Below are 25,251 nucleotides of genomic sequence, written 5' to 3' on the forward strand. Positions count from 1 at the left end.
ATGAATTGTCTGGAATGCGGCGAGAAAATCATCGGAAGGTCTGATAAAAAATTCTGCAACGATGCCTGCCGGAACGCCTATAATAATAAGCAGAATAAAGATTCTAACAATCTGATGCGGAATGTTAATAACAAACTCCGTAAAAACTACCGTATTCTGATGGAAATCAATACCGATGGTAAAACAAAAGTCCCCAGATCCAGACTGGATGGCTTGGGTTTTGATTTCGATTATTTTACCAATCTGAAAGTTTATAAAAATGGTTCTGAATACAAGTTCATTTATGATTACGGTTATAAACTTCTGGAAGATGATTTTGTACTGATTGTAAAAAATCAGGCATAAACCCACCCACCACAAATATAGAAATATGAAAGAAGTTGTCCTGATCACCGGCGCCAGCGGCATGATCGCTAAAGAACTGGCAAAAAAAATAGGGAGCGAATACGAGATCAGATTTCTGACCCGGAAAAAAAAACATGATGATGAGTATGAATGGGACATCAAAAAAGGAAGTATAGATGAAACAGCCTTTGACAATGTTTCACACATCATTCACCTGGCAGGTGCTAATATTTCAGAAAAGCGGTGGACCCCGGAAAGGAAAAGAGAATTGATTTCCAGCCGTGTAGATTCCGCAGAATTACTTCGAACCACTTTAAGAAAAAACAGGATTAAGCTAAAGTCTTTTATTTCAGCTTCAGGAATTAATTTTTACGGTACAAAAACCTCAGAAAAGATTTACACAGAAAACGATCCTCCGGGTAATGATTTTCTAAGTGAAGTGGTAGTTTTATGGGAAAGAGCTGCTGACGATTTCAAGGAACAGGATCTGGCAGAAAGGGTTGTCAAAATAAGAACTGCCGTAGTTCTTTCTGAAAAAGATGGAGCTTTAAAGAAAATGACCCCTCCTATTCAGTACTATATCGGTTCTCCACTGGGAAGCGGCCAACAATATATGCCATGGATTCATATTGAGGATATCTGTTCTATTTATGAATTTGCATTAAAAAATCCAACAATGGATGGTGCATATAATGCTGTTTCTCCACAACATGCCACCAATAAAGATCTGACAAAAAAAATTGCCAAAGTACTTGGAAGACCTTTATTGATGCCCAATATTCCCGGATTTGTTCTGAAACTGCTATTCGGAGAACTGGCAAATGCTATTCTGGAAGGTTCCAGAGCTTCTTCAAAGAAACTTCAGGATGCAGGTTTCCATTTTAAATTTCCGGACTTGAATAAGGCTTTGGAAAATCTCTTACAAAAACAATAACAGAATGGAGGAAGAACTTTTAATCCTAAAAAACATTTCCAGGCATATTTCACTTACCAATCAGGAGAAATCTTATTTTATCTCTCTATTAAAAGAAAAAAAGGTTGCCAAAAAAGAATTGATTTTACAGCAGCAACAAGTGTGTAAAGAGATCAATTTTGTTCAGACAGGAATTTTGAGAGCTTTTCATATGGATACCACAGGAAAAGAATCCACCATCATGTTTGCTGTTTCCGACTGGTGGATCACTGATATGTATTGTTTCATCAATCAGAAACCCGCCATGCTGAATATTGAAGCATTAGAAGAAAGTTGTATTTTGCAGCTTCAAAAAGATCATCTGGATACGCTTTATCACAAAGTCCCAAAATTTGAACGCTTTTTCCGGATTATGATGCAGAATGCTTACATCAGAGAACAGCTCAGAACGATTGAAAATCTTTCTCTACCGGCAGAGGTACGCTATTATAATTTTCTACAGAAATATCCTGAAGCGGTAAAACGGATCAGGCAAAAACAAATTGCTTCTTATTTAGGTATTACTCCTGAATTTTTAAGCCTTATAAAATCCAAACAAAAAAACAGTTTCTCTTAAGCTATATTATTTTTTTTATTCTGAAAGTTCTGTTATTTTACTCAAAAAAATTATGTTTATACTTATTGCAGGCCCTTACCGTAGTGGAACGAATGATGATCCGCTGCTTATTCAGCAGAATCTTCACAATCTTGAATCTGTTGCTCTTCCTATTTTCAGAAAGGGACATATCCCAATTATCGGAGAATGGGTTGCATTACCATTGATCAACCTTGCCGGTTCTGCTCAAATAGGTGATGAAGCATGGCAGGAAATACAATATCCCGTAGCTCATGCCCTACTTGAAAAATGTGATGCAGTACTACGTATAGAAGGAGCATCAAAGGGAGCTGATGAAGATGTAAGAATAGCTAAAGAAAGAGGTCTTACCATTTATTATAACCTAGAAGATATTCCTTATGCAAAATCCTGATATAACTATCCTTCAGACAGAAATCCTTTCAGATAACTGGTATACTTTAAACAAAGTTACCTACTCTGTTTTAAAAAAGGACGGAACTACAGAAACCCAGAGCAGAGAAGCTTATGACCGCGGAAACGGAGCCGTAATCCTTCTTTACAATACAGATTCAAACACCGTTATTCTTACCAGACAATTCAGATTACCTACTTATATCAACGGAAATTCTACAGGCATGCTCATTGAAGCCTGTGCCGGACTTTTGGATAATGATAATCCGGAAGACTGCATCAAAAGAGAAACAGAAGAAGAAACCGGATATAAAATTTCCAAGGTTGAAAAGGTTTTTGAAGCCTATATGTCACCCGGATCTGTAACGGAAATTCTTTATTTCTTTATTGCAGAATATTCTCATGAAATGAAAATCAATGATGGAGGCGGACTGGAAGAAGAAGGGGAAAATATAGAAGTTCTTGAATTATCTTTTGACGAAAGCCTGAAAATGATCGACACAGGAGAAATCAAAGATGCAAAAACCATTATGCTTCTGCAGCATCTGAGGATTAAAGGAATACTGTAAAAATAGAATATGAGTGATGATTGATTAATGATAATTGATACAGAAAACCGCCTATTTGAATAAAAGCAATACCTTAACTCCGGTAGTTTATACGATATGAAGTCTTTGGGAATACAGATAATTAAAGCTGGTGCTTTATTTTTAGTCTTTCTTTTCAGCATCCTGATGCTGAAAGTAATTTCCCAATATACTTCTTTGGATCAAAATACCGGATTTCTGGCTTTCAAACAAGAAGTAGTCGGAAATCCATACTGGATGGCTTTTTTCTACATTCATATTTTTTCAATAACACTTTGTCTGCTCGCTGGTCTGACACAGTTTTCGAACCGGTTTTTAGCGGAAAACAGAAACCTTCACAAGTTTATCGGGAAAATATATGTGTATAATATTCTGATCATCAATGTTCCCGCGTGTTTTGTACTGGGACTTTTTTCAAATGGCGGGCTTATCGGAATTATAGGATTTCTTGTGCAGGACGTACTTTGGGCTTATTTCACTTTTGCTGCCGTATTTTTTATCAAAAAAGGAAATGTGAACAGACACAGAATGTATATGGTCTTCAGCTATGCCGTCACCACTACAGCGATTACTTTCAGAATTGTTAAAAATCTGTTGTATAACGAAGCTTATCATGACTACAGTCTCTTTTATGGTTTGAATGTCTGGGCTGCCCTTTTTATCAACCTTTTCCTTGCTTATTTAATTCTTAGAAAACACTCCTGGTTAACGGGAGAAATCAAGGGTAGAAAAGAAAATATACAGACTGAGGAACGACATCAGAAAAAATGACGCAATAAATATGAAGGTGTTAAAAATCAGTTCATATTTGCTTTGCCTGGTCCATTTACCGAAAAAACGCATGATGAGGTAAGAAATGCCTCCAAAAACAGCGATAATAAAAAGAAGAAAAAAATAATAGATCATGGTTTTGTGTTAATTGATGTAAATCTATTATTTTAAATTTAGAAAAACAACCAAACTGGAGAACTGATCCCAACTAACTTTATTTGAGACAAAATTCATAATTCCAGCAAGGTTAAAATTATAAACGGATCTGTAGGAAAAATCTAATCCTTTTTATTTTCGTAACCGGATTACAGTCTTATTGGAGTAAGCAATTATCATTAACAAAAACACCTCTGTATCAGTTTATAACCGTCTATTTTTCAGAATTTAAAACACCTGAATTCTGAAAATACAAAAACGCAAGTATAAAATCCATATAAAATTTGCAAAATCAATTGAGAAAATCTATTTAATCCTTTATATTTTGAATTTAAAGCTTTAATTTTGCACTGAAATTCAGAAAATTCGGATTCTTTCAACAGGTTATGTACATGAAAAAAATGATGATCGGGCTTGCTTTGGCCTTATCCATTACTATTTGGGGGCAAAAAACTCCTGCAAAAGCAAACAGTCTGACCCCTTACAGCTATCAGACCTTTAACTGTGACAATAAAGGGTATTTTGACCCGGCTAAATATAAAAAGGAAGAAATAGACGGTGTCAATAAACTTTTGTATCAGTTCAATGGGGTTGTATTTGATACCCAGCCTGTTTTTAAAATTGCCCAGCTTGAAGAAATCCGTAAAAACAGAGAAACGTATTTACAGGAACTGGAAAAACAGTATGAAGAAAAGAAAAAAGAATTGTACAGCCTTAAAGTAATTGATCTTCCGAAATGGAAAAAATTAATGGAAGAAACAATTGATTCTTTTGAAAATGAATACCAGCTTAATAAAGAAGAAATCCTTGCCTATTCTGATCCTACCACATTGAGAAACAGTAAATATTACAATACCTGTAGAGAACAGATTGACGCCATCTCCTCTCCCGACAGAGAAAAGATGTTTGCCGCATGGCGAGCGTATACTGAACTTAAAAGCAAAAATAATGCTGACCCAAAAGGTGTAATGGCAAGATTTGAGGCCAAAATGAATGATCCTCAAAAAGAAGATTATGCTTTAATCGATATGATTGGTTTAGGTTTTCATAACTGTGCCAACAGCAGTTTCAGACAAAAGCGTGATAATGAAGAGAGTTCTTACAAGGATTTTGATAAGATTTTCACCAAGCTGAAAAGAACTTGTGATGAACCTTAGGATTGATGTAAAACCTGAAAGATTAAATATAGCAGCACTCAGATTGGGTGCTGTTTTTTTATGTATTCCCAGATTGAATAAAAATTATGATCAGAGTTTAATCGGCTGTGAAAGTTAACTATATACATTCTACAGCACTTAATCATCCTAATTTAATGCTTTAAAAACAGCTAAATAAATTAATAATGAATAAGTTATGGTTTATCAGATTTAAATCCGTAATTTTGCACCCCGAAAATAAGGATTAGAGATATGAAAAAAATTGGTGAGCACAGAACACTTCTTGGAGTTGATAAAAACGTTACTTTAAAAGAATTAAAGACGATTTACAGAAATGTGATGAAAGATACCCATCCTGATAAATTCATTAATGATGAAGCAGGAAAGCAGGAAGCTGAAGAAAAAAGCAAATCTGTGATTGAAGCCTACCACTTTTTGGTAAGTATCAATCCGGAAACGCAGGAAAAATATAAGGAAGAATATACTGAAACCATTACAAAATCCAATATTCAGGATTTTTATTTGGAGAAATCAATTTTAACGGTTCAGCATCTGAACGGGAATATGTATGAATATATGGGCGTTCCAAAAAATACGTATATCAAAATGATCAATGCTGATTCACCAAGCCGTTTTGCAAGAAGACACATCTACGGAAACTTCGTTTACAGAAAGTCTGGAGAGGCTATGGCAGATTAATCTTTTCCTATTATAATATACAAAGCTTCCAGTTTTGCTGGGAGTTTTTTTTGTTGCCAAAACATGGCTTTATGTTTTGGCTCCTATGTTTGCAAAAGAATAAATTTACATACAAAGCAAAAGGGGTGAGAGAACAGTTTTGGCTAAATAACTCAGGAAGTATATTGTGCTTTAGAAATGTCCTCACTTCTTTATTCCTTAATTTTACATTACAGTGATATTTATTCCTAAAGGACTGGAAGGCAGGGAGAAAAATTTTAAACATTTGTTTGGAATGGAAGGAAGGAGTTGGAGTGTGGGAGGGTTTGAGGGTGAGAGAGCGTGAGAAGAGAGGGATTGGAGATTCGAGATTCGAGATGCGGGATACGGGGAGCGAAGTGCAAGGATGAGTGGTTTCGGGATGATTGTAATATACTATATATAATAAAGGGATAAGTTAGGCGAAAGCTCGTTCCTATTGAATGGTTTTTATTTTTTACCGCGGATGACACAGATTGACACGGATCATGATGGATATTTTATATATGAACTTGTTTTCATTGGGCCAAATTATTACTTATTACTTATTACTTATTACTTATTACTTATTACTTATTACTTATTACTTATTACTTATTACTTATTACTTATTACTTATATCCTACCCTCCTTCCCTAGCCCTGATAGGAATGGTTACCCCACAGCATGGGTTGGAGAGTGGGTGGGACTGAGCGTGGGAGTGCGCTGGCGCGAGGAGTATGAATGGATAGCAGGAAATAGCTCCTTATAAAATTGGAGAGTTGGAGCGTTGGAGAGTAATAGAGTTTGAGAGTGGGAAAGTGAAGGACAAAGAGACATAATCTGAAATACGGACATATTCTCTAGAAAGGATAAAAAAACATTCCGTAAGAATCCTAAATATGTGGGACTCCTACGGAATGGGGATAAAACGAAGTTATATTTCTAGTTCAGAACATATGATGTTCCGTCTCTTCCGTCTTTTAATTCGATACCTTCTGCAAGCAGTTTATCTCTGATCTGGTCTGAAAGTTCGAAGTTTTTGGATTTTCTTGCCTGGTTTCTCAATTCGATCAAAACTTTTAAGGTCTGATCAAGTTTTTCATTGTTATTTTCTTCTACGGTCTGTAATCCAAGAACGTCGAAGATGAAAGCATTCAGTGTTGACTTTAAATCTTCAAGATCTTCTGTTGCAATTGTTTCTTTGCCATCTTTCAGCGCAAAGATATATTTCACCGCTTCAAAGAGGTGGGCAATCAGGATTGGCGAATTAAAGTCATCTGTTAATGCTTCATAGGCTTTATTTTTCCATTCTTTCAGGCTGAAACCGGATTGTTTTGTATCATCAGGAGTAATAGAATTCAATACTTTCACTGCTTCCATTAATCTGATAAATCCTTTTTCGCTTGCTATCATGGCATCGTTTGAAATATCCAGAACGCTTCGGTAGTGCGCCTGCAGGAAGCAGAAGCGTACAATTGAAGGGTGGAACGGTTTTTCAAAGAAGTCGTTATCTCCTGTCACCAGCTGCATGGGCAGAATATAGTTTCCTGTAGATTTGCTCATACGCTGAGAATTCATCGTCAGCATATTGGCATGCATCCAGTAATTCACCGGTGCGACATCGTTGCAGGCTTTGCCTTGTGCAATTTCGCATTCGTGGTGAGGGAATTTAAGATCCATTCCTCCTCCATGGATATCGAATGTTTCACCAAGATATTTTGTACTCATTGCAGTACATTCAAGGTGCCATCCCGGGAAACCTTCTCCCCAAGGGGAATTCCATCTCATGATGTGAGCCGGAGAGGCTTTTTTCCACAATGCAAAATCCTGAGGGTTTTTCTTTTCACCCTGTCCGTCAAGGTCTCTGGTATTGGCGAAAAGCTCTTCTATGTTACGTTTTGAAAGCTCACCATAATTCAGCCCTCTTTTATTGTACTCCAAAACATCAAAATACACTGAACCGTTGCTTTCGTAAGCAAATCCTCTTTCAATTAGTTTTTGAGTTAACTCGATCTGCTCTACAATATGTCCTGTAGCAGTAGGTTCGATGTTTGGAGGAAGTAAGTTGAACATATCCAGGACTTTGTGAAAGTCTACGGTGTATTTCTGTACAATTTCCATAGGCTCCAGCTTTTCAAGTCTGGTTTGTTTTACGAATCTGTCGTTATCTACATTTCCATCATCGGTAAGGTGTCCTGCGTCGGTAATATTTCTCACATACCTTACTTTGTATCCCAAATGCATCAGGGTACGGTAGATAAAATCGAAAGAAAGGAAAGTTCTTACATTTCCCAAATGTACATTGCTGTACACGGTAGGTCCGCAGACATACATTCCGACATTTCCTTCCAAGATAGGTTTGAATATTTCTTTTTCCGCTGTAAGGGAGTTATATAATTTTAATTGCATTTATTTTTAAGTTAAAGATTTAATGATTTTAAGATTCAAAATTGAGTTAAAAAATATTTTTGTCACAACAAATAATTGTCGTGATAAAAATCTTATCTGAAACTTTTTTAAATTTTATCATAATTAAATCGCTTTTAAATGATGATGCAGATGATCTACATAATCATTGATAATAAACTCCAACGTATAAACCTGCGGTTCTGTTTTGCTAGTATCACAGGTTCTCTGTAATGCTTCGTCCGGGATATTTTCTACGATATGAACAATCTGATAGTTCAAGGATTTCCACAGATCAATAAGATCTGAGATAGGAACATTCTGATAGTTCTGAGCTTTTACCCAGAAGTTCTGGTCATATACAATATTTTCGTTCTCTTTATATTGTGTCACAACAAATCTACGGATATTTGTAAAAGCGCTGTCACAAAGATGGCCAATAATTTCTTTTTTGGACCATTTTTCCGAGGAATTTTTATATGTCCATTCTTCTTCAGTGATATTTTGGAATCTCTGAAGCTGTGCATCAATAATATTTTTAAGGATCTGGTAGTTCATTGTTTATTAATCCAGTTTTGCATGACTTCCTACGTAATGTAAGAATTCCTGTCTTGTGATAGGGTTTGTTCTGAAAATACCACTGAGTTCCGCAGTAATTGTGGAGCTTGCTGTATCTTTTATTCCTCTGCAGTTGACACAAAGGTGTTTTGCATCAATAATGCAGGCTACATCTTTCGTTCCCAAAGCTTCTTTCAATGCGTCTACAATCTGCATGGTAAGCCTTTCCTGAACCTGTGGTCTTTTCGCGTAATAATCAACAATTCTGTTAATTTTTGAAAGACCAATTACTTCGCCATTGGAAATATAAGCAACATGGGCTCTCCCTATGATGGGTAAAAAGTGGTGCTCGCAAAAAGAGTATACCGTGATATCCTTTTCCACCAGCATCTGGCGGTATTTGTATTTGTTGGAGAAAGTGGAGATTCCTGGTTTATTTTCAGGAAGAAGTCCTCCGAAAATCTCGTTCACATACATTTTGGCAACACGTCTTGGAGAATCTTTCAGAGAGTCATCTGTCATATCCAATCCCAACGTTTCCATAATCTCACCAAAAAGCTCAGTAATTTTTTCAATTTTTTCCTGTGGCGATTTATCAAAAGCATCTTCCCTTATAGGCGTATGTTCTTTTCCAGTGAAAATATCATCGTCGTTATCAGTAAAATCAACCATTTTTATTTAATTTGCAGCAAAAATACGGATAATATCTGTTCATCTATATTCAATTAGGATGAAAAACATTATCTTTTATAACCAGCTCAGATTAAAAAGCCTATGATTATTGTCGAAGAAGTACAAAACCAACTCCATAAAAGGGAATTTCTGGAATTCCCGGCCCGTCTTTATGAACACGACAAAAATTATATCCGCCCTTTAGATAAACATATTGAGGAGATTTTTGATCCTGCCAAGAATAAATTCTTTAAAAACGGAGAATGTAAAAGGTTTCTGTTTAAAAAGAATGGCAATACCGTTGGGAAAGTAGCTGTTTTTGTGAACGGCTGTTATGAGCAAAAGCAGCCTACGGGAGGAATTGGCTTTTTTGACTGTATTAATGATCAGGAAACTGCCAATTTTATTTTTGACCATTGTAAAAACTGGCTTCAAATAAAAGGGATTGAAGCAATGGACGGACCTATCAATTTTGGGGAACGGGATAAATTCTGGGGGCTTTTAATTGAAGGTTTTATCGAGCCTTTATTTGGAATGAACTACAATTTCCCTTATTACAAAGATCTTTTTGAAAATTATGGTTTTCAGATTTATTTTGAGCAGCTATGTTTTACCAGACCTGTTTTTGCGGAAGTGTCGAGGATCTTTACCATTGCGCATGAAAAGAACAGAAGAAACCCTGCGATCTCAGCACAACCTATGAAAAAGAATAATCTGCCGAAGTTTGCAAAGGATTTTACAGAGATTTATAATAAAGCATGGGCATCTCATGGAGAAGGAAAGCATCTTGAAGAAGCAAAAGTTCTGAAGATGTTCAACACCATGAAACCAATCATTAATGAACATATCTCCTGGTTTGTTTACGAAAACGAAAAACCGATTGCGATGTGGATCAATATTCCTGATCTCAACCAGTGGTTTAAATATCTGAACGGGAAATTCGGGATTTTTCAAAAGCTTAAATTTTTGTTTCTAAAACGTTTTAAAAAGAATGAAAAAATGGTGGGGCTTGTTTTTGGTGTTGTTCCCGAATGGCAGAAGAAAGGTATTGACGGATATATGATCTGGGAAGGAACTCAGCATTTGAGAAAACATACCGATTTTACGATTACTGAACTACAGTGGATTGGTGATTTTAATCCGAAAATGATCAAGATTGCAGAAACTCTTGACACTACAGTAACGCGAAAGCTTGCTACTTACCGGTATTTGTTTGACAGAAGTAAGGAGTTTGAAAGACATACTGGTCTTTAGAGTAAGAAAGATAGAAGTTTAATTTTTCTTGGATACTTTAATTTATTTGACGCAAAGTCTTATTTGCTGATGTTATATTTTATAGGGAGCAAAGATGGAATCAACAAAGTCGATTCTTTCTAAGCGGGTGTATAGCCTACGGCTTTCTTCATTTCTTCTATCTTTAAAATTAATTCTGTATCAGATTTTAAAAATAAAAACCCTGCTTTTTATGGCAGGGTTCCTTCATTTTGGTACTTTTATTAGAATAGCTCACCGGCTACTTTTTTGATATTATCACTTTTCCCCATTGAGTAAAAGTGGAGAACAGGAACTCCAAAGTCCAAAAGTTCTTTACACTGAGCAATAGACCATTCTATTCCGATCTGTTTTACCGCTTCATTATTTTTTGCATTTTCCACCTCATTGATCAGTTCTTCAGGAAGATCTATTTTGAATACCTGTGGCAGGATTTTCAAGTGCTTCTTAGTGGCAATAGGTTTGATTCCCGGAATAATTGGAACCGTTATTCCCATTTCTCTTGCTTTCTGAACGAATTCAATATACTTTTTATTGTCAAAAAACATCTGGGTAACGATGTAATCTGCTCCGGCATCTACTTTTTGCTTCAGCCACTTCAGATCATAATTCATGGAGGGCGCTTCCATATGTTTTTCGGGATATCCAGCAACACCGATGCAGAATTTGTTCAGTTCATCACAAACCTGTTCTTCGTTATGAAGATATTTTCCTCTTCCCAGATCATTAATCTGATTGACAAGATCCATCGCACTGGCGTGCCCTCCCTGAGTAGGTTCAAAATATTGATGCCCTTTCATGGCATCTCCTCTTAAGGCCATTACATTATCTATTCCAAGGTACATACAATCTACCAGCAGATATTCTGTTTCTTCTTTTGTAAAACCTCCACAAAGAAGATGCGGCACTGTATCTACATTATATTTATGCTGGATGGCTGCACAAATTCCTAAGGTTCCGGGGCGCATTCTTGTAATACGACGCTCCATCAAGCCATTTCCTTTGTCCAGATAGATATATTCTTCTCTGGATGTGGTAACATCAATGAAAGGAGGTTTGAACTCCATCAACGGATCTATGTTTGTATAAAGATCTTCAATACCTATTCCCTTTTGTGGTGGAACAACTTCTAAGGAGAATAAAGTTTTTCCATTTGCATTTTTAATGTGTTCTGTTATCTTCATGTTAATGTTAATCTGCTAAATTGGGTGACAACCATTTTTTCGCTTCCTGGATGCTACAACCTCTTCTTGCTGCATAATCTTCAAGCTGGTCTTCTGTAATTTTTCCTAATCCGAAATATTTGGCATGCGGGCTTCCGAAATAATATCCGGAAACAGATGCTGTTGGGAACATGGCGAGACTTTCTGTAAGGAAAACCCCAGTATTCTCTTCTACTTTTAAAAGATCCCAGATGGTTTTCTTCTCCAGATGGTCCGGGCATGCCGGATATCCGGGAGCTGGACGGATTCCTTTATATTTTTCGGCAATAAGCTCTTCGTTGCTTAAGTTTTCCTGATTGGCATATCCCCAGTATTCTGTTCTGACTTTTTTATGTAAGAATTCGGCATAAGCTTCTGCAAAACGGTCTGCCAAAGCTTTGACCATGATAGAATTGTAATCGTCATTGGCTTTTTCGTATTCCGCAGACAGCTCATCGGTTCCAAATCCGGTGGTTACGCAGAATGCTCCCACATAATCGGTTTTTCCAGAGCTTTGAGGAGCAATGAAATCACTTAGCGCCAGATAGTCTTTTCCTTTTGATCTTTGAGCCTGTTGTCTTAGGGTTAAAAATTTAGCCTGCTCATTATTATTTTCATCAAAAATCAAAATATCATCAGATTCATTGGAATTGGCTTTAAAGATTCCGAAAATGGCTTTTGCTGTTAACAGTTTCTCATCCAGAATTCTATTCAAAATGACCTGAGCATCTTTGAATAGTTCTTTCGCCTGAACTCCTACCACCTCATCTTCCAGAATATTCGGGTATTTTCCATGAAGATCCCAGCTTCTGAAAAACGGAGACCAGTCGATGAAAGGAAGAAGTTCTCTCAGATCCTGATTTTCAATTACTTTTATTCCGAGATTATTCGGTGTGAAAATTTCTTCATTTTCCCAGTCAATTTTAAAGTGATTTTCCCTTGCTTCTTTGATTGAAACATAATCTTTATCCACCTGTCTGTTCAGAAATTTTTCTCTGAAGTCAGAGTAGTCGTTCTTTAAATCCGAAACATATTCTTTATTTCTGTCACCCAGCAATGAGCTTACAACGTTTACCGCTCTTGAAGCATCATTCACATGAACGACAGCATTTTTATATTTCAAATCGATTTTCACAGCAGTATGTGCCTTTGACGTTGTAGCACCGCCGATTAATAGAGGGAAATCCAAATTTTGTCTTTCCAATTCTGAAGCGATGTACACCATTTCATCCAAACTAGGGGTAATCAGTCCGCTTAGCCCAATAACATCTACTTTTTCTTCAATGGCAGTCTGAATAATCTTTTCGGCAGGAACCATTACTCCAAGGTCAACAATTTCATAGTTGTTACAACCTAAAACAACACTCACAATGTTTTTGCCGATATCATGAACATCTCCTTTTACGGTTGCCATTAAGATTTTTCCGTTGGCAGGTTTTGTTCCGTCTTTTTCTGCTTCAATGAAAGGCTGTAAATAAGCTACTGCCTTTTTCATTACCCTTGCGGATTTTACTACCTGTGGAAGGAACATTTTTCCACTTCCGAATAAATCGCCTACCACTCCCATACCTGTCATCAGGTTCACTTCGATGACGTGAAGCGGTCTTTCGGCCAATAGCCTTGCTTCTTCTACATCTTCTTCAATAAAACGGTCGATTCCTTTTACCAAAGCATGGGTAATCCTTTCCTGTAGAGGATTATTTCTCCACTCTAAGTCTTCAGTCTTTTCTTTTTTTACCGATTTATGTTTCTCAGAGTAATCTAAAAGCCTTTCGGTAGCATCTTCTCTTTTATCCAGGATGACATCTTCTACCAGCTCCAGCAATTCTTTATTGATTTCATCATAAACCTCCAGCATAGCCGGATTTACAATACCGATGTTCATTCCTGCCTGAATCGCGTGATAAAGGAAAACAGAATGCATGGCTTCTCTTACGGTATCATTTCCACGGAAGGAGAAGGAAACATTGCTCACGCCTCCACTCACGGATGCATAAGGAAGATTTTGTCTTACCCAGCGTGTAGCTTCAATAAAGTCGATGGCATTTCTTCTGTGCTCATCCATTCCAGTTGCCACCGGAAAGATATTTAAGTCGAAAATGATATCTTCTGCAGGGAAACCAATCTGGTTTACCAAAATATCATAGGAACGTTTTGAAATTTCAATTCTTCGTTCAAGATTGTCAGCCTGCCCTACCTCATCAAATGCCATTACAATGACAGCTGCACCGTACCTTTTGATGGCCTTGGCGTGTTTGATAAATTCTTCCTCGCCTTCTTTTAAGCTAATGGAATTCACAACACATTTTCCCTGAGCTACCTGAAGACCTGCTTCAAGGATCTCCCATTTGGAAGAATCTACCATAATCGGGATTCTTGCAATATCCGGTTCTGAGGCAATTAAGTTCAGGAATTTGATCATCGATGCTTTTCCATCGATCAAACCATCATCAAAGTTAACATCCAGAATCTGGGCACCTCCTTCTACCTGATGGCGGGCAATATCTAAGGCTTCTGAGAATTTCTCCTCTTTAATCAGTCTTAAAAACTTTTTGGATCCGGCAACATTTGTTCTTTCACCAACGTTGATGAAATTACTTTCCGGGGTTATGATAAGAGGCTCGAGGCCTGATAATCTTAAATACTTCATTTTATTCTTCTAAAATATAGTAGGCATTATTGGCATTCTGCTTCAATAAATCCCTATGCTTACTTAAAGCTGTAATCAGCGGAAATCTTTTGTATGCTAAACCATGTTCTTTAGCAAACTCCTCAATCTCCTCTGTAATTTCATTATAATACATATAACTGTAATTGGGAAACAGATGGTGAGCAACGTGAAAATTGAAATTTCCCAACACATTTCTTACCAACCAGTTATTTTCTTTGAGATCATTGGTTACTTCCAGCTGGTGACGAAGCCAGCTAAACGGCAGACCATTCTCTTTATTTAATTTTGGAAAGGCATTATCAGGAAGCGGATGCAAAGGCAGTAACACAAACAATGCAAAAATACTTGCTGAAATTACCTGTAAAAACCACGCTCCTAAAGCCAATCCTATTGATACTTTAAAGAACACCACAGGAACCACAATCTGATAAAAGAAATAGAACAGCTTATAGCTTATCATTTTTACTTTTTCAATGGTGGGAATTTTTCCCTGGGTTTTTAAAATCACTCTTTCTTTATCAAAGAAGTCTCTGAAGTCTCTTATAAACATCCAGTTGAACAAATACAACGGATATACTAAAAAGAAAAACTTATCCTGATACTTCTGTATACCTTTCGCTTTGATCCACGGTACGATTAAAAGCAGTCCGCTCTGTTCGATATCCGTGTCCCATCCATCTACATTAGGATAGGCGTGATGGCTTGCGATATGTCTTTTTTTCCAGATATAGGAGTTGGCACCTATAAAATCAAAAATGTGCAGAATCAGCCCATTGAGTCTTTTACTCTTATAAATGTTATTATGGGCTGCTTCGTGGATTAAGTTTAAATAAATTAAAACCAGAGAGATTCCCATTAAAACAAAACTCAGAATATAGATCCAGTGTTTTTCAGCATTCAAAAGAGCCAGAACATATAATCCCAGATAGATCATCGGCAGAATAACTGCTTTAATCTGAATATAGATGTCCCTGTTTTCAGAAATCCCTTCCACCCTTTGGTTTACTTTCTTCCTCAACTCATTAAAAAGCTTAACATCTTCTGAATCTTTTAAGTAAATCGGCTTTTCCATTACATTAAATTTTGTGGTTTATTTAAAGATAATATTTATAACCGAGCCTTCATTCTTGATTTTAATTAAAAAAATCTATCAAATCAGACAAATTCTTTCAATTTTCTAGGCGGATAATCTTTCACCAGATCTGCAATCGCCCTGATATGCTCAGGGGTAGTTCCGCAGCATCCTCCAATAATATTGATTAATCCTTTTTCTACATATTCTTTAATCTGCCTTGCCATGTCCTCAGGAGTTTCGTCATATTTTCCGAAAGCATTTGGTAAACCGGCATTCGGGTATGCTGAAACATAGAATTCTGAATTATGAGCCAGTGTTTCAAGATAAGGAGTCAGCTGATCTGCTCCCAATGCACAGTTGAAACCTACGCTTAGTAAATTCAGGTGGGAAACTGAGATCAGAAAAGCTTCTGCGGTCTGTCCGCTCAATGTTCTTCCTGAAGCATCTGTAATAGTTCCTGAAACCATGATCGGGATCTTAATTCCTCTTTCATCCTGCAGTTCATCAATCGCAAATAAAGCTGCTTTCGCATTCAAGGTATCAAAGATGGTTTCTACCAGAAGAATATCTGAACCTCCATCCAGCAAAGCTTCACATTGCTGTTTGTAAGCTACTCTCAATTCTTCAAAGGTGATGGCTCTGTATCCCGGATCATTCACATCAGGGCTTAAACTTGCTGTTCTGTTTGTAGGTCCGATAGATCCTGCTACAAATCTCGGTTTGTCCGGATTTTTTGCGGTGTACTCGTCACAGGCTTTTCTTGCAATCTTTGCAGATTCATAATTCAGATCATATACAAGATCTTCCATATGATAATCTGCCATCGCAATCGTAGTTCCTGAGAACGTATTGGTTTCAATGATGTCTGCTCCGGCTTCCAGATATTTCTTGTGAACTTCTTCAATCGCCTGCGGCTGTGTAAGAGAAAGGAGGTCATTATTTCCTTTTACCGGATGTTCCCAGTCTTTGAAACGCTCTCCACGATAATCTTCTTCTTCGAATTTGTATCTCTGAAGCATGGTACCCATCGCTCCGTCAAGAATTAAAATTCTTTCGGATAAAGCTTTATATAATTGTTCTGAATTTTTCATTTTAATCTATTTTGGCTAAAACCAGTTGCTATTTGAATTAATCCAAAGCTTGTTTTAAATCTGCAATGATATCTTCTACATTTTCCAGTCCTACTGAGCAACGTACCAGTCCTGCAGTAATCCCTACTTCATTTCTTTCTTCGTCTGATAATTTGGAATGCGTTGTAGAAGCCGGATGCGTAACGATCGTTCTTGTATCACCTAGATTAGCAGACAATGAACACATTTGTATCTTATCTAAAAAGTTTCTTCCTCCTTCTATTCCCCCTTTTATTTCAAACGCCACAATATTTCCTCCGAGTTTCATCTGCTTTTTGGCGACTTCATAACTAGGATGGGATTTCAGGAATGGATATTTTACCAGTTCAACATTTGGATGACTTTCTAAAAACTCAGCTACCTTCAATGCATTCTCACAATGCTTTTCTATACGGATCGCCAATGTTTCTAAACTTTTTGATAATACCCAGGCATTAAAAGGAGACAATGCAGGACCTGTATTTCTTGCGAAAAGATAAATTTCTCTGATCAGGTCTTCTTTTCCTACTGCGATTCCTCCTAAAACTCTCCCCTGTCCGTCAATCAGTTTCGTTGCTGAGTGTACCACAATATCGGCACCATATTTGATAGGCTGCTGAAGGTAAGGTGTTGCAAAACAATTATCTACAACAAATATAAGATTATGCTTTTTGGCGATCTGACCGAAAAACTCAAGATCCAGAATTTCAATAGCGGGATTGGTAGGAGTTTCAAGGTATAAGATCTTTGTATTAGGTTTGATGTATTGCTCCACATTCGCTGCATCTTCTGCTTTGAAATAAGAGGTTTCAATATTCCATTTCGGGAAATATTTGGTAAACAAAGTGTGGGTAGACCCGAATACTGACTGGCAGCTCACAATATGATCTCCAGCGTTTAGCAATGCTGCAAATGTTGAATAGATGGCTGCCATTCCTGTTGCAAAGGCATATCCTGCTTCTGCACCTTCCATTTTAGCGATCTTATCTGTAAACTCGGTTACGTTTGGATTAGAGAAACGGCTGTATAAGTTTTTTGGTTTTTCTTCTGCAAAGCTTGCTCTCATATCCTCCGCATCCTGAAATATAAAGCTGGAGGTAAGATAGAGCGGCGTAGAATGCTCATCAAACTGAGTTCTTTCCGTCTGGGTTCTTATTGCTGATGTTTCAAAATTTTCCATATAGTTTTAATTAATTTACCAAAATAGCAGTCTAACAATGTACCAATTAAAATCTTCGCTTTGCTCAGAATAACGACACCAATTATTGGTAAACTGGTACATTATTAGATTGTTACATTAAATATTATTTTGTTTCACTTACTCTTAAAATATCTCCGAATACTCCTCTTGCGGTTACCTTTGCACCAGCTCCGGCTCCCATAATCACGATTGGATTTTCTCCATAGCTTTCTGTGTAGATTTCAAAGATGGAGTCTGAACCTTTCAGTTGTCCCAATGCTGAAGTTGCAGGAACAGAAACCAGTTTTACATCCAGTTCACCTTTATCTTTCTGTAAATCTCCGTGCAGATCACCTACATATCTCAATACATGTCCAGGTTCCTGGTTTTCTTTTATTTTCTGGTATTCTTCGTCAAGCTCCTCTAGTCTTGAAAGGAATTCTGATTTTGAAACTTCAAGTAAATTTTCAGGAACCAGATTTTGAATGCTGATATCATCAAATTCATTGATTAAGTCTAATTCTCTTGCCAGAATCAATAATTTTCTTGCTACATCGTTTCCTGAAAGGTCTTCTCTTGGATCAGGTTCGGTGTATCCTTTTTCCAAAGCTTCATTGATGATGGTTGAAAATTTATCATCTCTTAAAGAAAAATTGTTGAAAACATAGCTCAGTGTTCCTGAGAATACGCCTTTAATTCTTGTGATATTTTCTCCTGAAAGGTGTAGTAACTTGATGGTATCAATTAACGGTAATCCTGCTCCTACATTGGTTTCATACAAATACCGTCTGTTGTTTTTATTCAACGTATATCTTAGTTTTCTGTATTCTTCAATCGGAAGGGTATTGAAAATTTTGTTGGAAGAAACCAGATCAAACCCGTTTTCTGCCAAAGCGTGATAGTTTTTAACAAAATCCTTGCTTGCAGTGTTATCCACAACAATCAGGTTCTCCAGTTGATTTTCATTAGAGAAATTAATCAGTTCTTCCACGTTTGACGGATGCTCTGCTGTTAAAACCTCATCATTCCAATGGGCATCAAATCCTTTTTTGTTGAAGGCAATTTTCTTTGAATTGGCTACCGCAACTACTTTAAGGTCTATTTTTTTACGTTTTTTAATTTCTTCTGCAGATTCAAGTACCTGTTCTATCAAGGTTTTTCCTACATTTCCATGGCCAATAATGGCCAGATGAACGGTTTTCGGTTTTTTGAAAATTTCAGATTCTATGATGTTTCTTGTTTTTTCATCCTGTGAAGACGTCACTACGATATTGACTCTGTTTTCTCCTGCTACCTGGTTCAAAAGCAATGGAAAAACATTATTTCTTGCCAGCTCAGCAAAGACTTTATTAAAATCTTCTGCTACAAAACCAATGACAGAAACATTATTGATACTATAGATCTGGGAAACTTTTCCTGACTTTCTTTCTGCTTCAAATTCATCGATAAGACAAGCCACTGCCTTCTCTGCATCATTTTCATGAACCAGGATAGAAATTCCGTTTTCTACGGCCTGCTGAGAGATTACTCCTACACTGATACGCGCCAAAGTAAGCGCTTTAAAAATTCGTCCGTCAATCCCGATTTCTCCCAGGAAATCTTCTCCTTCAAATTTAACGATTGATCTGTTCTTCAAAAATTTTATTTCGTTAGCATTTTTCATTACTTCTATAAAATGTTTTTAATGATATTATTTAATTGTTGATATTCCATTAGGAAGGCATCATGCCCGTGTATAGATTGGATCTCGTGATAAGAAACATCTTTATTTTTCTCTTTTAAGTTTTCAAAACACATTCGGATTTCAGAAGCCGGGAAAAATAAATCTGTATCTACGGAGATCATGTGCATTCGTGCCTGTATGTTCTCCAGTGCTGTATCAGCAGCATTTATATTCATCAAGAGATGATTCATCAATTTGTAAGCTTTTAAACTAAATCTTTCGTTTAGTGCATTACCATGATAAACCAGCCAGTCTTCTGATTCCAGGCGTTGTTTGTCCTGATTATATTGGTTTTGAAATCTGTCATTGAGCGACTGCGGTGTTCTGTAGCACAACATGGCATGAATTCTTGCTTTCTGTAATGGTTCTTCCTTATCATTTAATAAAAATTTCTGAACCAGACACTGTGCATGAAGCCAGTCGTGTGTTCTGTAATCGCAGGCAATAGGAATAAAAATCTCAGCAAGATCCGGCTGCTGGGCAAGCATTTCCCAGGCAATACCTCCTCCCAGAGAGCCTCCTATAATGGCATATAAATTTTTGATCTGTAAAACTTCAAGTCCTTTCAGAAATATCGCAGCGATATCTGAAGGAGTAAAGTCTTCATAATCTTCAATTAAAAAATCGTCGTATCCGTTTCCTGGTATATTGAAGCACAGAACGGTATATTGATCGGTATCAACAATCTGATTTTTTCCCACCAGCTGTTTCCACCAGCCTTTTTCTCCGGATACGTTTGAATTTCCGGTAAGAGCATGATTGATTAAGACAACAGGGGCTGTAAACAGATCTTTCCCAAAAAGCTGATAGCTTAATGAGATATGGTATTCCTTTTGGGAATGAGTTTGATACGTAAGATTAATATAGTTTAGTTCTGTTTTCAATTCTATTAAATTTTAATACAATTGAAAATGCCACAGGAAATGGCTGAAAAGAACTTCAGTAAGTTATCTGTCCAAAATTATTTTGGTAGAACGTAGCACCTTCTTTACTTGCGCAAAGGGTTGCTAAGGTTTCATAGGGTCTAATCCCTCAACCTTTCTTGATAACATTTTCAATATTTGAATGAACGAATGGTGCAAAGGTAGTTCTTTTCTTTTAATTTCAAAAAAAAATTATTTTAATATTTAAAAAAGCCCTTAAATACAAGTATTCCAAGAGTATATTAATAATTATTCAGATGAAAAAAATTGGAATTACTTCTCAAAAAAACTAACTTCGTATGGAAAAGTGATGAGATATGACCGCCGAAAAAGATAGATTACAAGATACCAAATGGAAAAACTGGGGACCTTATGTAAGCAACCGGCAGTGGGGAAATGTACGCGAAGATTATAGCCCGAACGGGAATGCCTGGAATTTTACCAACCATAATAATGCAGAAAGCTATGCCTACCGTTGGGGTGAAGAAGGTATTGCCGGAATTTCTGATGTAAAGCAGCTTTTATGTTTTGCTTTTTCGTTCTGGAACAAGAAAGACAAAATGGTAAAGGAACGATTCTTTGGTTTGAGCAATCCTCAGGGTAATCATGGGGAAGACATCAAAGAAATCTTTTATTATCTGGATAATACACCTACTCATAGTTATATGAAAATGGTTTATAAATATCCCATCAATGAATTTCCTTACGATGAACTTGTTGCAGAAAACGGAAGACGCAGTAAAAAGGAACCGGAATATGAAATTTTCGATACCGGAATTTTCGATAATGATGAATATTTTGATATTTTCATTGAATATTGCAAGGCCGATCACAATGATATTCTTGCCAGAGTAACGGTCTGTAACCGAAGTCAGCATGAAGCACCTATTCTGGTAGCGCCTACTGTATGGTTCAGAAACAACTGGAAATGGGGATACAACACCTATAAGGCAGAGCTTAATGCTTCTCATGACGGAAGTATCAATATTGGACACGACAGTATCTCCATTAAAAAACTTTATTCCCGAAATACCAATGCACAAAGCGTATTTTGTGATAATGAAACCAATACTTCTAAGCTTTACGGAGCTCCTGCAGGTGAAAATACATATTTCAAAGATGGCATCAATCATTTTATTACCCACCAGGCAAATACGATTAATCCCGCAAAGAAAGGGACAAAAGCTTCTTTCCTGATCGATGAGCTTATCGGAGCCGGAGAATCAAAGGTTTTTGATTTCAGATTATGTCCTGAGGAAAATGATAATCCTTTTGAAAACTTTGATGAAATTTTCAATACCCGGCAGGCTGAAGCTGAAGAGTTTTATCAGGAAATTCAGAATGATACCGTTAACGAAGATGAGAGAAATGTACAGAGACAGGCTTTTGCAGGACTTCTCTGGAATAAGCAGTTCTATCATTATAATATCGGAAAATGGCTGAAAGGTGATCCCAACTTTGAAGCCCCAAGAAATTTCAATGAATATGTAAGAAATACGGAATGGAATCATCTCCATAATAAGGATATTATTTCTATGCCCGATAAATGGGAATATCCATGGTATGCCACATGGGATCTGGCGTTTCATTGTGTTCCTTTTTCCATCATTGATGCGGAATTTGCCAAGGGACAGCTTTTACTTCTTACTAAGGAATGGTACATGCATCCCAATGGACAGCTTCCTGCCTATGAGTGGAATATGAGTGATGTGAATCCGCCGGTACACGCATGGTCTTGTTTCCGTGTTTTTAAAATTGATGAAAAAAATAACGGAAAACCGGATTTATTATTTTTAGAGAAAGTTTTCCAGAAACTGCTTCTTAATTTCACCTGGTGGGTGAACCGAAAGGATAAAAACGGAAAAAATATCTTTGGTGGAGGGTTTCTTGGTCTTGATAATATCGGAGCTTTTGACCGGAATATGGAACTAAAGGACGGACAGCATCTTGAACAGGCAGACGGAACCAGCTGGATGGCCATGTATGCATTGAATATGATGCGTATTGCAATGGAGCTTGCCCAGTATTATCAGGTATATGAAGATATGGCCATCAAGTTTTTTGAACATTATCTTTATATCGCTGAGGCTATGGAAAATCTTGGTGAAGGCACAAAAGGGCTTTGGAATGAAGAAGACGGATTTTTCTATGATGTATTGCAGCTTGGAAACGGAGACAGTGTTTCTTTGAGGTTAAGAAGTATTGTTGGTTTGATTCCTATGTTTGCTGTTGAAATTGTAGACCATCGCTTACTGGAAAAGATGCCGAATTTCAGGACCCGAATGGAGTGGATCTTAAAAAATAAACCGGAGCTTACCAAACTCGTTTCCCATTGGGACGAGGAAGGACACGGACGAAAACACCTTATGAGCATACTTCGTAAAAACAGACTGACAAAAGTTCTGACCAGAATGCTTGATGAAAATGAGTTCCTGAGTTCTTACGGAATACGTGCTATGTCTAAGGTATACGAAGAAAATCCGTTTGTATTCTCTGTACATGGGTCTGAAAATATGGTATACTATACGCCTGCAGAAAGTGACAGCAGAATGTTTGGCGGAAATAGCAACTGGCGCGGCCCCATCTGGTTTCCTATCAATTTCCTGATTGTTGAAAGCCTGCAGCGCTTCCATTATTATTATGGAAACAGTCTGAAAGTAGAATTCCCAACGGGAAGCGGTGATAAAAGAAACCTGGATGAAGTAGCCCAGAATATCAGCAAAAGACTCTGCTCAATATTTTTAAAGGATGAACATGGCCAAAGGGCGTTCAACGGAGGCAATCCCAAGTTCAATTATGATGAACACTTCAGAGATTATATTACGTTCTTTGAATATTTCCATGGTGATAACGGCCGTGGTGTGGGTGCTTCCCATCAAACAGGATGGACTGCTACTGTAGCGAAACTGATAAAGCCAAGACTCACCTTTTAATAAGCAATGAGTAATTGGTAATGAGTAATAATAAAAGCCGGATGAAACATCCGGCTTTTGTTATTTTATATAAGAGATTAAATTTTTTCTCCGTTCACATAGACTTCGTATCCGATTTCTACATTCGGTTCTAACGTTTTTGATACAGAGCAGTATTTTTCAAAAGAAAGTTCTGCAGCCTTTAATGCTTTTTTAGGATCAATTTCTCCTTCCAGAAGGAATTTTACGTTAATCGATTTAAATGGTTTTGCATCTTCTACCTGTACTCTTTCTCCTTCTACCTCTGCCTGAAAGCTTCTGATCTCCTGACGCTGCTTCTTTAAAATAGAAACTACATCAATTCCGCTGCAGCCTGCCACAGCCATCAGTACACTTTCCATTGGAGAAACTCCTTTAGCTCCCGGCTGGGAAGTATTATCCAAAAGAATAGAATTTCCCTGAGCATTGGTACATTCAAATAAAAAATCGTCGTTTATTCTGTTAAGTGTAATTTTCATTGCTTATTGCTTATTGCTTCTACAAAGTTATAAAATTCCTCTCGCTTTTATCTCCAGATATTTATTGATAACATCGATATTCAAATTTTCAGGAAGTGTATAAACAGTATAAATTCCGTATTTACGGAGTTCCTGGATGATCAGTTTCTTTTCAAACTCAAATTTTTCAGCAATGATCTCGTCATAAATTTCCTGCATACTTTCAGGATTTTTGTTGATCAGCGTCTGCAGTTCAGAATTTTTAAAGAATACTACTACCAGCAAATGGTTCTTAGCAATTCCCCTAAGATATTTCAGCTGCCGGTTTAGTCCGTCTAACGTCTCAAAATTGGTAAAAAGCAGAATTAAACTTCTTTGGTTGATGGAATATTTTACATCCTGATACAAACGGTTGAAATCACTTTCGAAGAAATCTGTTTTGATATTATAAAGAGCTTCAGAGATTTTCTTCAACTGTCCGGATTTATTATCGGCAGCAATTTTATTTTCAGCTTTCTTGGAAAAAGTCATCATTCCCGCTCTGTCTCCTTTTCTCAAAATAATATGAGACAGCGCCATGGTTGCATTGATGGAATAATCCAGCAAGCTTAATTCGTTGAAAGGCATTTTCATGGTTCGTCCTTTATCAATCAGCATAAAAATACGCTGTGATTTCTCATCCTGAAACTGATTAACCATTAAACGATTTGTTTTCGAAGTTGCTTTCCAGTTGATCGTTCTGATATCATCTCCTGGTACATATTCTTTGATCTGCTCAAATTCCATGGTATGTCCCAGCTTTCTGACTTTCTTGATTCCGCCTAATAAAAATTCACTCTGAATAGCCATCAGTTCATATTTTCTTAGATGAATAAAAGAGGGATAGGCAGGAAGCATAGCATCTTTCTGGAAAATAAATCTTTTTGAAATCAGTCCTATTGGTGATGATGCGTACACATTCAATCCTCCGAAATGATATTCTCCCCTTTCTTTAGGCTCTAATGTGTATTGAAAAAATGTATTTGCTCCGGAAGTGATCTGTTTTTTGATCAGAAAATCTCTTTTCTGAAACTGAAACGGGATTTCATCAATAATTTTAGTGGCTATGGTAAAGTTGTAATTATTCTTGATGTCAATTTTTACAAAATTCTCATCTCCGTTAGACAGTTTTTCCGGCAGAATTCTTTGAACCTGCAATGCATTCTTTTGGTTGAAAAGCAACAGAAAATCTACCATTGCTGCCAAAAAACAAATCAGGAGTGCGATATGGGCTACCCACATCAGCACCGGAAAGAAAAATGCAAGGACATACAGAATCCCCACTCCGATGAGTGTAAAAAAGAAACGTGTATTGATGTATAAGTTTTTCATTGGTTAGGTGGCAGGTTGCAGATTA

General features: G+C 37.0%; 22 protein-coding genes and 1 riboswitch. Of the genes, 10 read left to right on the plus strand and 12 right to left on the minus strand.

Annotated features, from left to right (window positions below; translation table 11 throughout):
* The 8 genes from JNG87_RS20580 to JNG87_RS20615 all read left to right on the plus strand — a co-directional run bounded on the left by JNG87_RS20580 (nt 1) and on the right by JNG87_RS20615 (nt 5,655).
* Entirely contained in the window at nt 1-345 is a 345-nt protein-coding gene (locus tag JNG87_RS20580; RefSeq protein WP_110010942.1) for a hypothetical protein, read from the plus strand.
* Between the two features lie 25 nt (nt 346-370).
* Complete coding sequence (locus tag JNG87_RS20585) at nt 371-1,279, plus strand: TIGR01777 family oxidoreductase (RefSeq protein ID WP_202840767.1); 909 nt, start codon at nt 371-373, stop codon at nt 1,277-1,279.
* Nucleotides 1,280-1,283: 4 nt separating this feature from the next.
* Nucleotides 1,284-1,874, plus strand: coding sequence for a Crp/Fnr family transcriptional regulator (locus JNG87_RS20590; protein ID WP_202840769.1), 591 nt, complete (start codon nt 1,284-1,286; stop codon nt 1,872-1,874).
* A 52-nt stretch (nt 1,875-1,926) separates the two neighbouring features.
* Nucleotides 1,927-2,286 carry a DUF4406 domain-containing protein gene (locus JNG87_RS20595; protein WP_202840771.1) on the plus strand — a complete coding sequence of 120 codons (360 nt, stop codon included), beginning with the start codon at nt 1,927-1,929 and terminating at the stop codon, nt 2,284-2,286.
* Nucleotides 2,273-2,854, plus strand: coding sequence for a GDP-mannose pyrophosphatase NudK (gene nudK, locus JNG87_RS20600; RefSeq protein WP_202840773.1), 582 nt, complete (start codon nt 2,273-2,275; stop codon nt 2,852-2,854). Before JNG87_RS20595 ends, nudK begins: the two co-directional genes overlap by 14 nt.
* Nucleotides 2,855-2,959: 105 nt before the next feature.
* Nucleotides 2,960-3,643 carry a DUF2306 domain-containing protein gene (locus tag JNG87_RS20605; protein ID WP_202840775.1) on the plus strand — a complete coding sequence of 228 codons (684 nt, stop codon included), beginning with the start codon at nt 2,960-2,962 and terminating at the stop codon, nt 3,641-3,643.
* A gap of 548 nt (nt 3,644-4,191) precedes the next feature.
* Nucleotides 4,192-4,956, plus strand: a complete 765-nt coding sequence (locus tag JNG87_RS20610; protein WP_110010946.1) for a hypothetical protein — start codon at nt 4,192-4,194, stop codon at nt 4,954-4,956.
* 252 nt (nt 4,957-5,208) lie between these two features.
* Nucleotides 5,209-5,655, plus strand: a complete 447-nt coding sequence (locus JNG87_RS20615; RefSeq protein ID WP_089692357.1) for a KTSC domain-containing protein — start codon at nt 5,209-5,211, stop codon at nt 5,653-5,655.
* Between the two features lie 942 nt (nt 5,656-6,597).
* Here the strand turns inward: JNG87_RS20615 and cysS are convergent.
* The 3 genes from cysS to folE form a co-directional block, all read right to left on the minus strand.
* Nucleotides 6,598-8,064 carry a cysteine--tRNA ligase gene (gene cysS / locus JNG87_RS20620; RefSeq protein ID WP_202840776.1) on the minus strand — a complete coding sequence of 489 codons (1,467 nt, stop codon included), beginning with the start codon at nt 8,062-8,064 and terminating at the stop codon, nt 6,598-6,600.
* Nucleotides 8,065-8,187: 123 nt separating this feature from the next.
* Nucleotides 8,188-8,619 (minus strand): DinB family protein, encoded by a 432-nt coding sequence (locus JNG87_RS20625; RefSeq protein ID WP_202840777.1) that lies wholly within the window; start codon nt 8,617-8,619, stop codon nt 8,188-8,190.
* A gap of 6 nt (nt 8,620-8,625) precedes the next feature.
* Nucleotides 8,626-9,291, minus strand: coding sequence for a GTP cyclohydrolase I FolE (gene folE / locus JNG87_RS20630; protein WP_002983392.1), 666 nt, complete (start codon nt 9,289-9,291; stop codon nt 8,626-8,628).
* A gap of 102 nt (nt 9,292-9,393) precedes the next feature.
* Here folE and JNG87_RS20635 point away from each other — a divergent pair, with 102 nt between their 5' ends.
* On the plus strand, nt 9,394-10,545 hold the full coding sequence (locus tag JNG87_RS20635) for a hypothetical protein (RefSeq protein WP_202840778.1): 1,152 nt from the start codon (nt 9,394-9,396) through the stop codon (nt 10,543-10,545).
* 242 nt (nt 10,546-10,787) lie between these two features.
* On the opposite strand, the gene metF is transcribed toward JNG87_RS20635, so the two are convergent.
* From metF to JNG87_RS20670, 7 genes are all read right to left on the minus strand, one after another.
* On the minus strand, nt 10,788-11,747 hold the full coding sequence (gene metF, locus JNG87_RS20640; protein WP_110008601.1) for a methylenetetrahydrofolate reductase [NAD(P)H]: 960 nt from the start codon (nt 11,745-11,747) through the stop codon (nt 10,788-10,790).
* A 7-nt stretch (nt 11,748-11,754) separates the two neighbouring features.
* Nucleotides 11,755-14,415, minus strand: a complete 2,661-nt coding sequence (gene metH, locus JNG87_RS20645) for a methionine synthase (protein WP_202840779.1) — start codon at nt 14,413-14,415, stop codon at nt 11,755-11,757.
* 1 nt (nt 14,416) lies between these two features.
* The gene (locus tag JNG87_RS20650) at nt 14,417-15,508 is read right to left on the minus strand and encodes a fatty acid desaturase family protein (protein WP_202840780.1); all 1,092 of its coding nucleotides are present in this window, start codon (nt 15,506-15,508) and stop codon (nt 14,417-14,419) included.
* 83 nt (nt 15,509-15,591) lie between these two features.
* Nucleotides 15,592-16,602 (minus strand): homocysteine S-methyltransferase family protein, encoded by a 1,011-nt coding sequence (locus JNG87_RS20655; RefSeq protein WP_202840782.1) that lies wholly within the window; start codon nt 16,600-16,602, stop codon nt 15,592-15,594.
* 37 nt (nt 16,603-16,639) lie between these two features.
* On the minus strand, nt 16,640-17,800 hold the full coding sequence (locus JNG87_RS20660; protein ID WP_202840784.1) for an O-succinylhomoserine sulfhydrylase: 1,161 nt from the start codon (nt 17,798-17,800) through the stop codon (nt 16,640-16,642).
* Between the two features lie 124 nt (nt 17,801-17,924).
* Nucleotides 17,925-19,463, minus strand: a complete 1,539-nt coding sequence (locus JNG87_RS20665; protein WP_120232627.1) for an ACT domain-containing protein — start codon at nt 19,461-19,463, stop codon at nt 17,925-17,927.
* A gap of 5 nt (nt 19,464-19,468) precedes the next feature.
* Nucleotides 19,469-20,407 carry an alpha/beta fold hydrolase gene (locus tag JNG87_RS20670; RefSeq protein ID WP_202840786.1) on the minus strand — a complete coding sequence of 313 codons (939 nt, stop codon included), beginning with the start codon at nt 20,405-20,407 and terminating at the stop codon, nt 19,469-19,471.
* 60 nt (nt 20,408-20,467) lie between these two features.
* A riboswitch (SAM riboswitch) is annotated at nt 20,468-20,575 on the minus strand.
* A 188-nt stretch (nt 20,576-20,763) separates the two neighbouring features.
* Here JNG87_RS20670 and JNG87_RS20675 point away from each other — a divergent pair.
* Nucleotides 20,764-23,379, plus strand: coding sequence for an MGH1-like glycoside hydrolase domain-containing protein (locus tag JNG87_RS20675; protein ID WP_202840788.1), 2,616 nt, complete (start codon nt 20,764-20,766; stop codon nt 23,377-23,379).
* 77 nt (nt 23,380-23,456) lie between these two features.
* Here JNG87_RS20675 and JNG87_RS20680 read toward each other — a convergent pair whose 3' ends face one another.
* Entirely contained in the window at nt 23,457-23,876 is a 420-nt protein-coding gene (locus tag JNG87_RS20680; RefSeq protein ID WP_202840790.1) for an OsmC family protein, read from the minus strand.
* 27 nt (nt 23,877-23,903) lie between these two features.
* Complete coding sequence (locus JNG87_RS20685; protein ID WP_202840792.1) at nt 23,904-25,226, minus strand: DUF58 domain-containing protein; 1,323 nt, start codon at nt 25,224-25,226, stop codon at nt 23,904-23,906.
* Nucleotides 25,227-25,251 lie beyond the last annotated feature (25 nt).

The sequence above is a fragment of the Chryseobacterium cucumeris genome (genome assembly GCF_016775705.1).
Taxonomy (GTDB): Bacteria; Bacteroidota; Bacteroidia; order Flavobacteriales; family Weeksellaceae; genus Chryseobacterium; species Chryseobacterium cupriresistens.

Excerpts from the sequence above, each read along its gene's own strand:
- JNG87_RS20580 (WP_110010942.1), top strand. The coding sequence starts at position 1 with ATGAATTGTCTGGAATGCGGCGAGAAAATCATCGGAAGGTCTGATAAA.
- JNG87_RS20585 (WP_202840767.1), top strand. The coding sequence starts at position 371 with ATGAAAGAAGTTGTCCTGATCACCGGCGCCAGCGGCATGATCGCTAAA.
- JNG87_RS20590 (WP_202840769.1), top strand. The coding sequence starts at position 1,284 with ATGGAGGAAGAACTTTTAATCCTAAAAAACATTTCCAGGCATATTTCA.
- JNG87_RS20595 (WP_202840771.1), top strand. The coding sequence starts at position 1,927 with ATGTTTATACTTATTGCAGGCCCTTACCGTAGTGGAACGAATGATGAT.
- nudK (WP_202840773.1), top strand. The coding sequence starts at position 2,273 with ATGCAAAATCCTGATATAACTATCCTTCAGACAGAAATCCTTTCAGAT.
- JNG87_RS20610 (WP_110010946.1), top strand. The coding sequence starts at position 4,192 with ATGAAAAAAATGATGATCGGGCTTGCTTTGGCCTTATCCATTACTATT.
- JNG87_RS20615 (WP_089692357.1), top strand. The coding sequence starts at position 5,209 with ATGAAAAAAATTGGTGAGCACAGAACACTTCTTGGAGTTGATAAAAAC.
- cysS (WP_202840776.1), bottom strand. The coding sequence starts at position 8,064 with ATGCAATTAAAATTATATAACTCCCTTACAGCGGAAAAAGAAATATTC.
- JNG87_RS20625 (WP_202840777.1), bottom strand. The coding sequence starts at position 8,619 with ATGAACTACCAGATCCTTAAAAATATTATTGATGCACAGCTTCAGAGA.
- folE (WP_002983392.1), bottom strand. The coding sequence starts at position 9,291 with ATGGTTGATTTTACTGATAACGACGATGATATTTTCACTGGAAAAGAA.
- JNG87_RS20635 (WP_202840778.1), top strand. The coding sequence starts at position 9,394 with ATGATTATTGTCGAAGAAGTACAAAACCAACTCCATAAAAGGGAATTT.
- metF (WP_110008601.1), bottom strand. The coding sequence starts at position 11,747 with ATGAAGATAACAGAACACATTAAAAATGCAAATGGAAAAACTTTATTC.
- metH (WP_202840779.1), bottom strand. The coding sequence starts at position 14,415 with ATGAAGTATTTAAGATTATCAGGCCTCGAGCCTCTTATCATAACCCCG.
- JNG87_RS20650 (WP_202840780.1), bottom strand. The coding sequence starts at position 15,508 with ATGGAAAAGCCGATTTACTTAAAAGATTCAGAAGATGTTAAGCTTTTT.
- JNG87_RS20655 (WP_202840782.1), bottom strand. The coding sequence starts at position 16,602 with ATGAAAAATTCAGAACAATTATATAAAGCTTTATCCGAAAGAATTTTA.
- JNG87_RS20660 (WP_202840784.1), bottom strand. The coding sequence starts at position 17,800 with ATGGAAAATTTTGAAACATCAGCAATAAGAACCCAGACGGAAAGAACT.
- JNG87_RS20665 (WP_120232627.1), bottom strand. The coding sequence starts at position 19,463 with ATGAAAAATGCTAACGAAATAAAATTTTTGAAGAACAGATCAATCGTT.
- JNG87_RS20675 (WP_202840788.1), top strand. The coding sequence starts at position 20,764 with ATGACCGCCGAAAAAGATAGATTACAAGATACCAAATGGAAAAACTGG.
- JNG87_RS20680 (WP_202840790.1), bottom strand. The coding sequence starts at position 23,876 with ATGAAAATTACACTTAACAGAATAAACGACGATTTTTTATTTGAATGT.
- JNG87_RS20685 (WP_202840792.1), bottom strand. The coding sequence starts at position 25,226 with ATGAAAAACTTATACATCAATACACGTTTCTTTTTTACACTCATCGGA.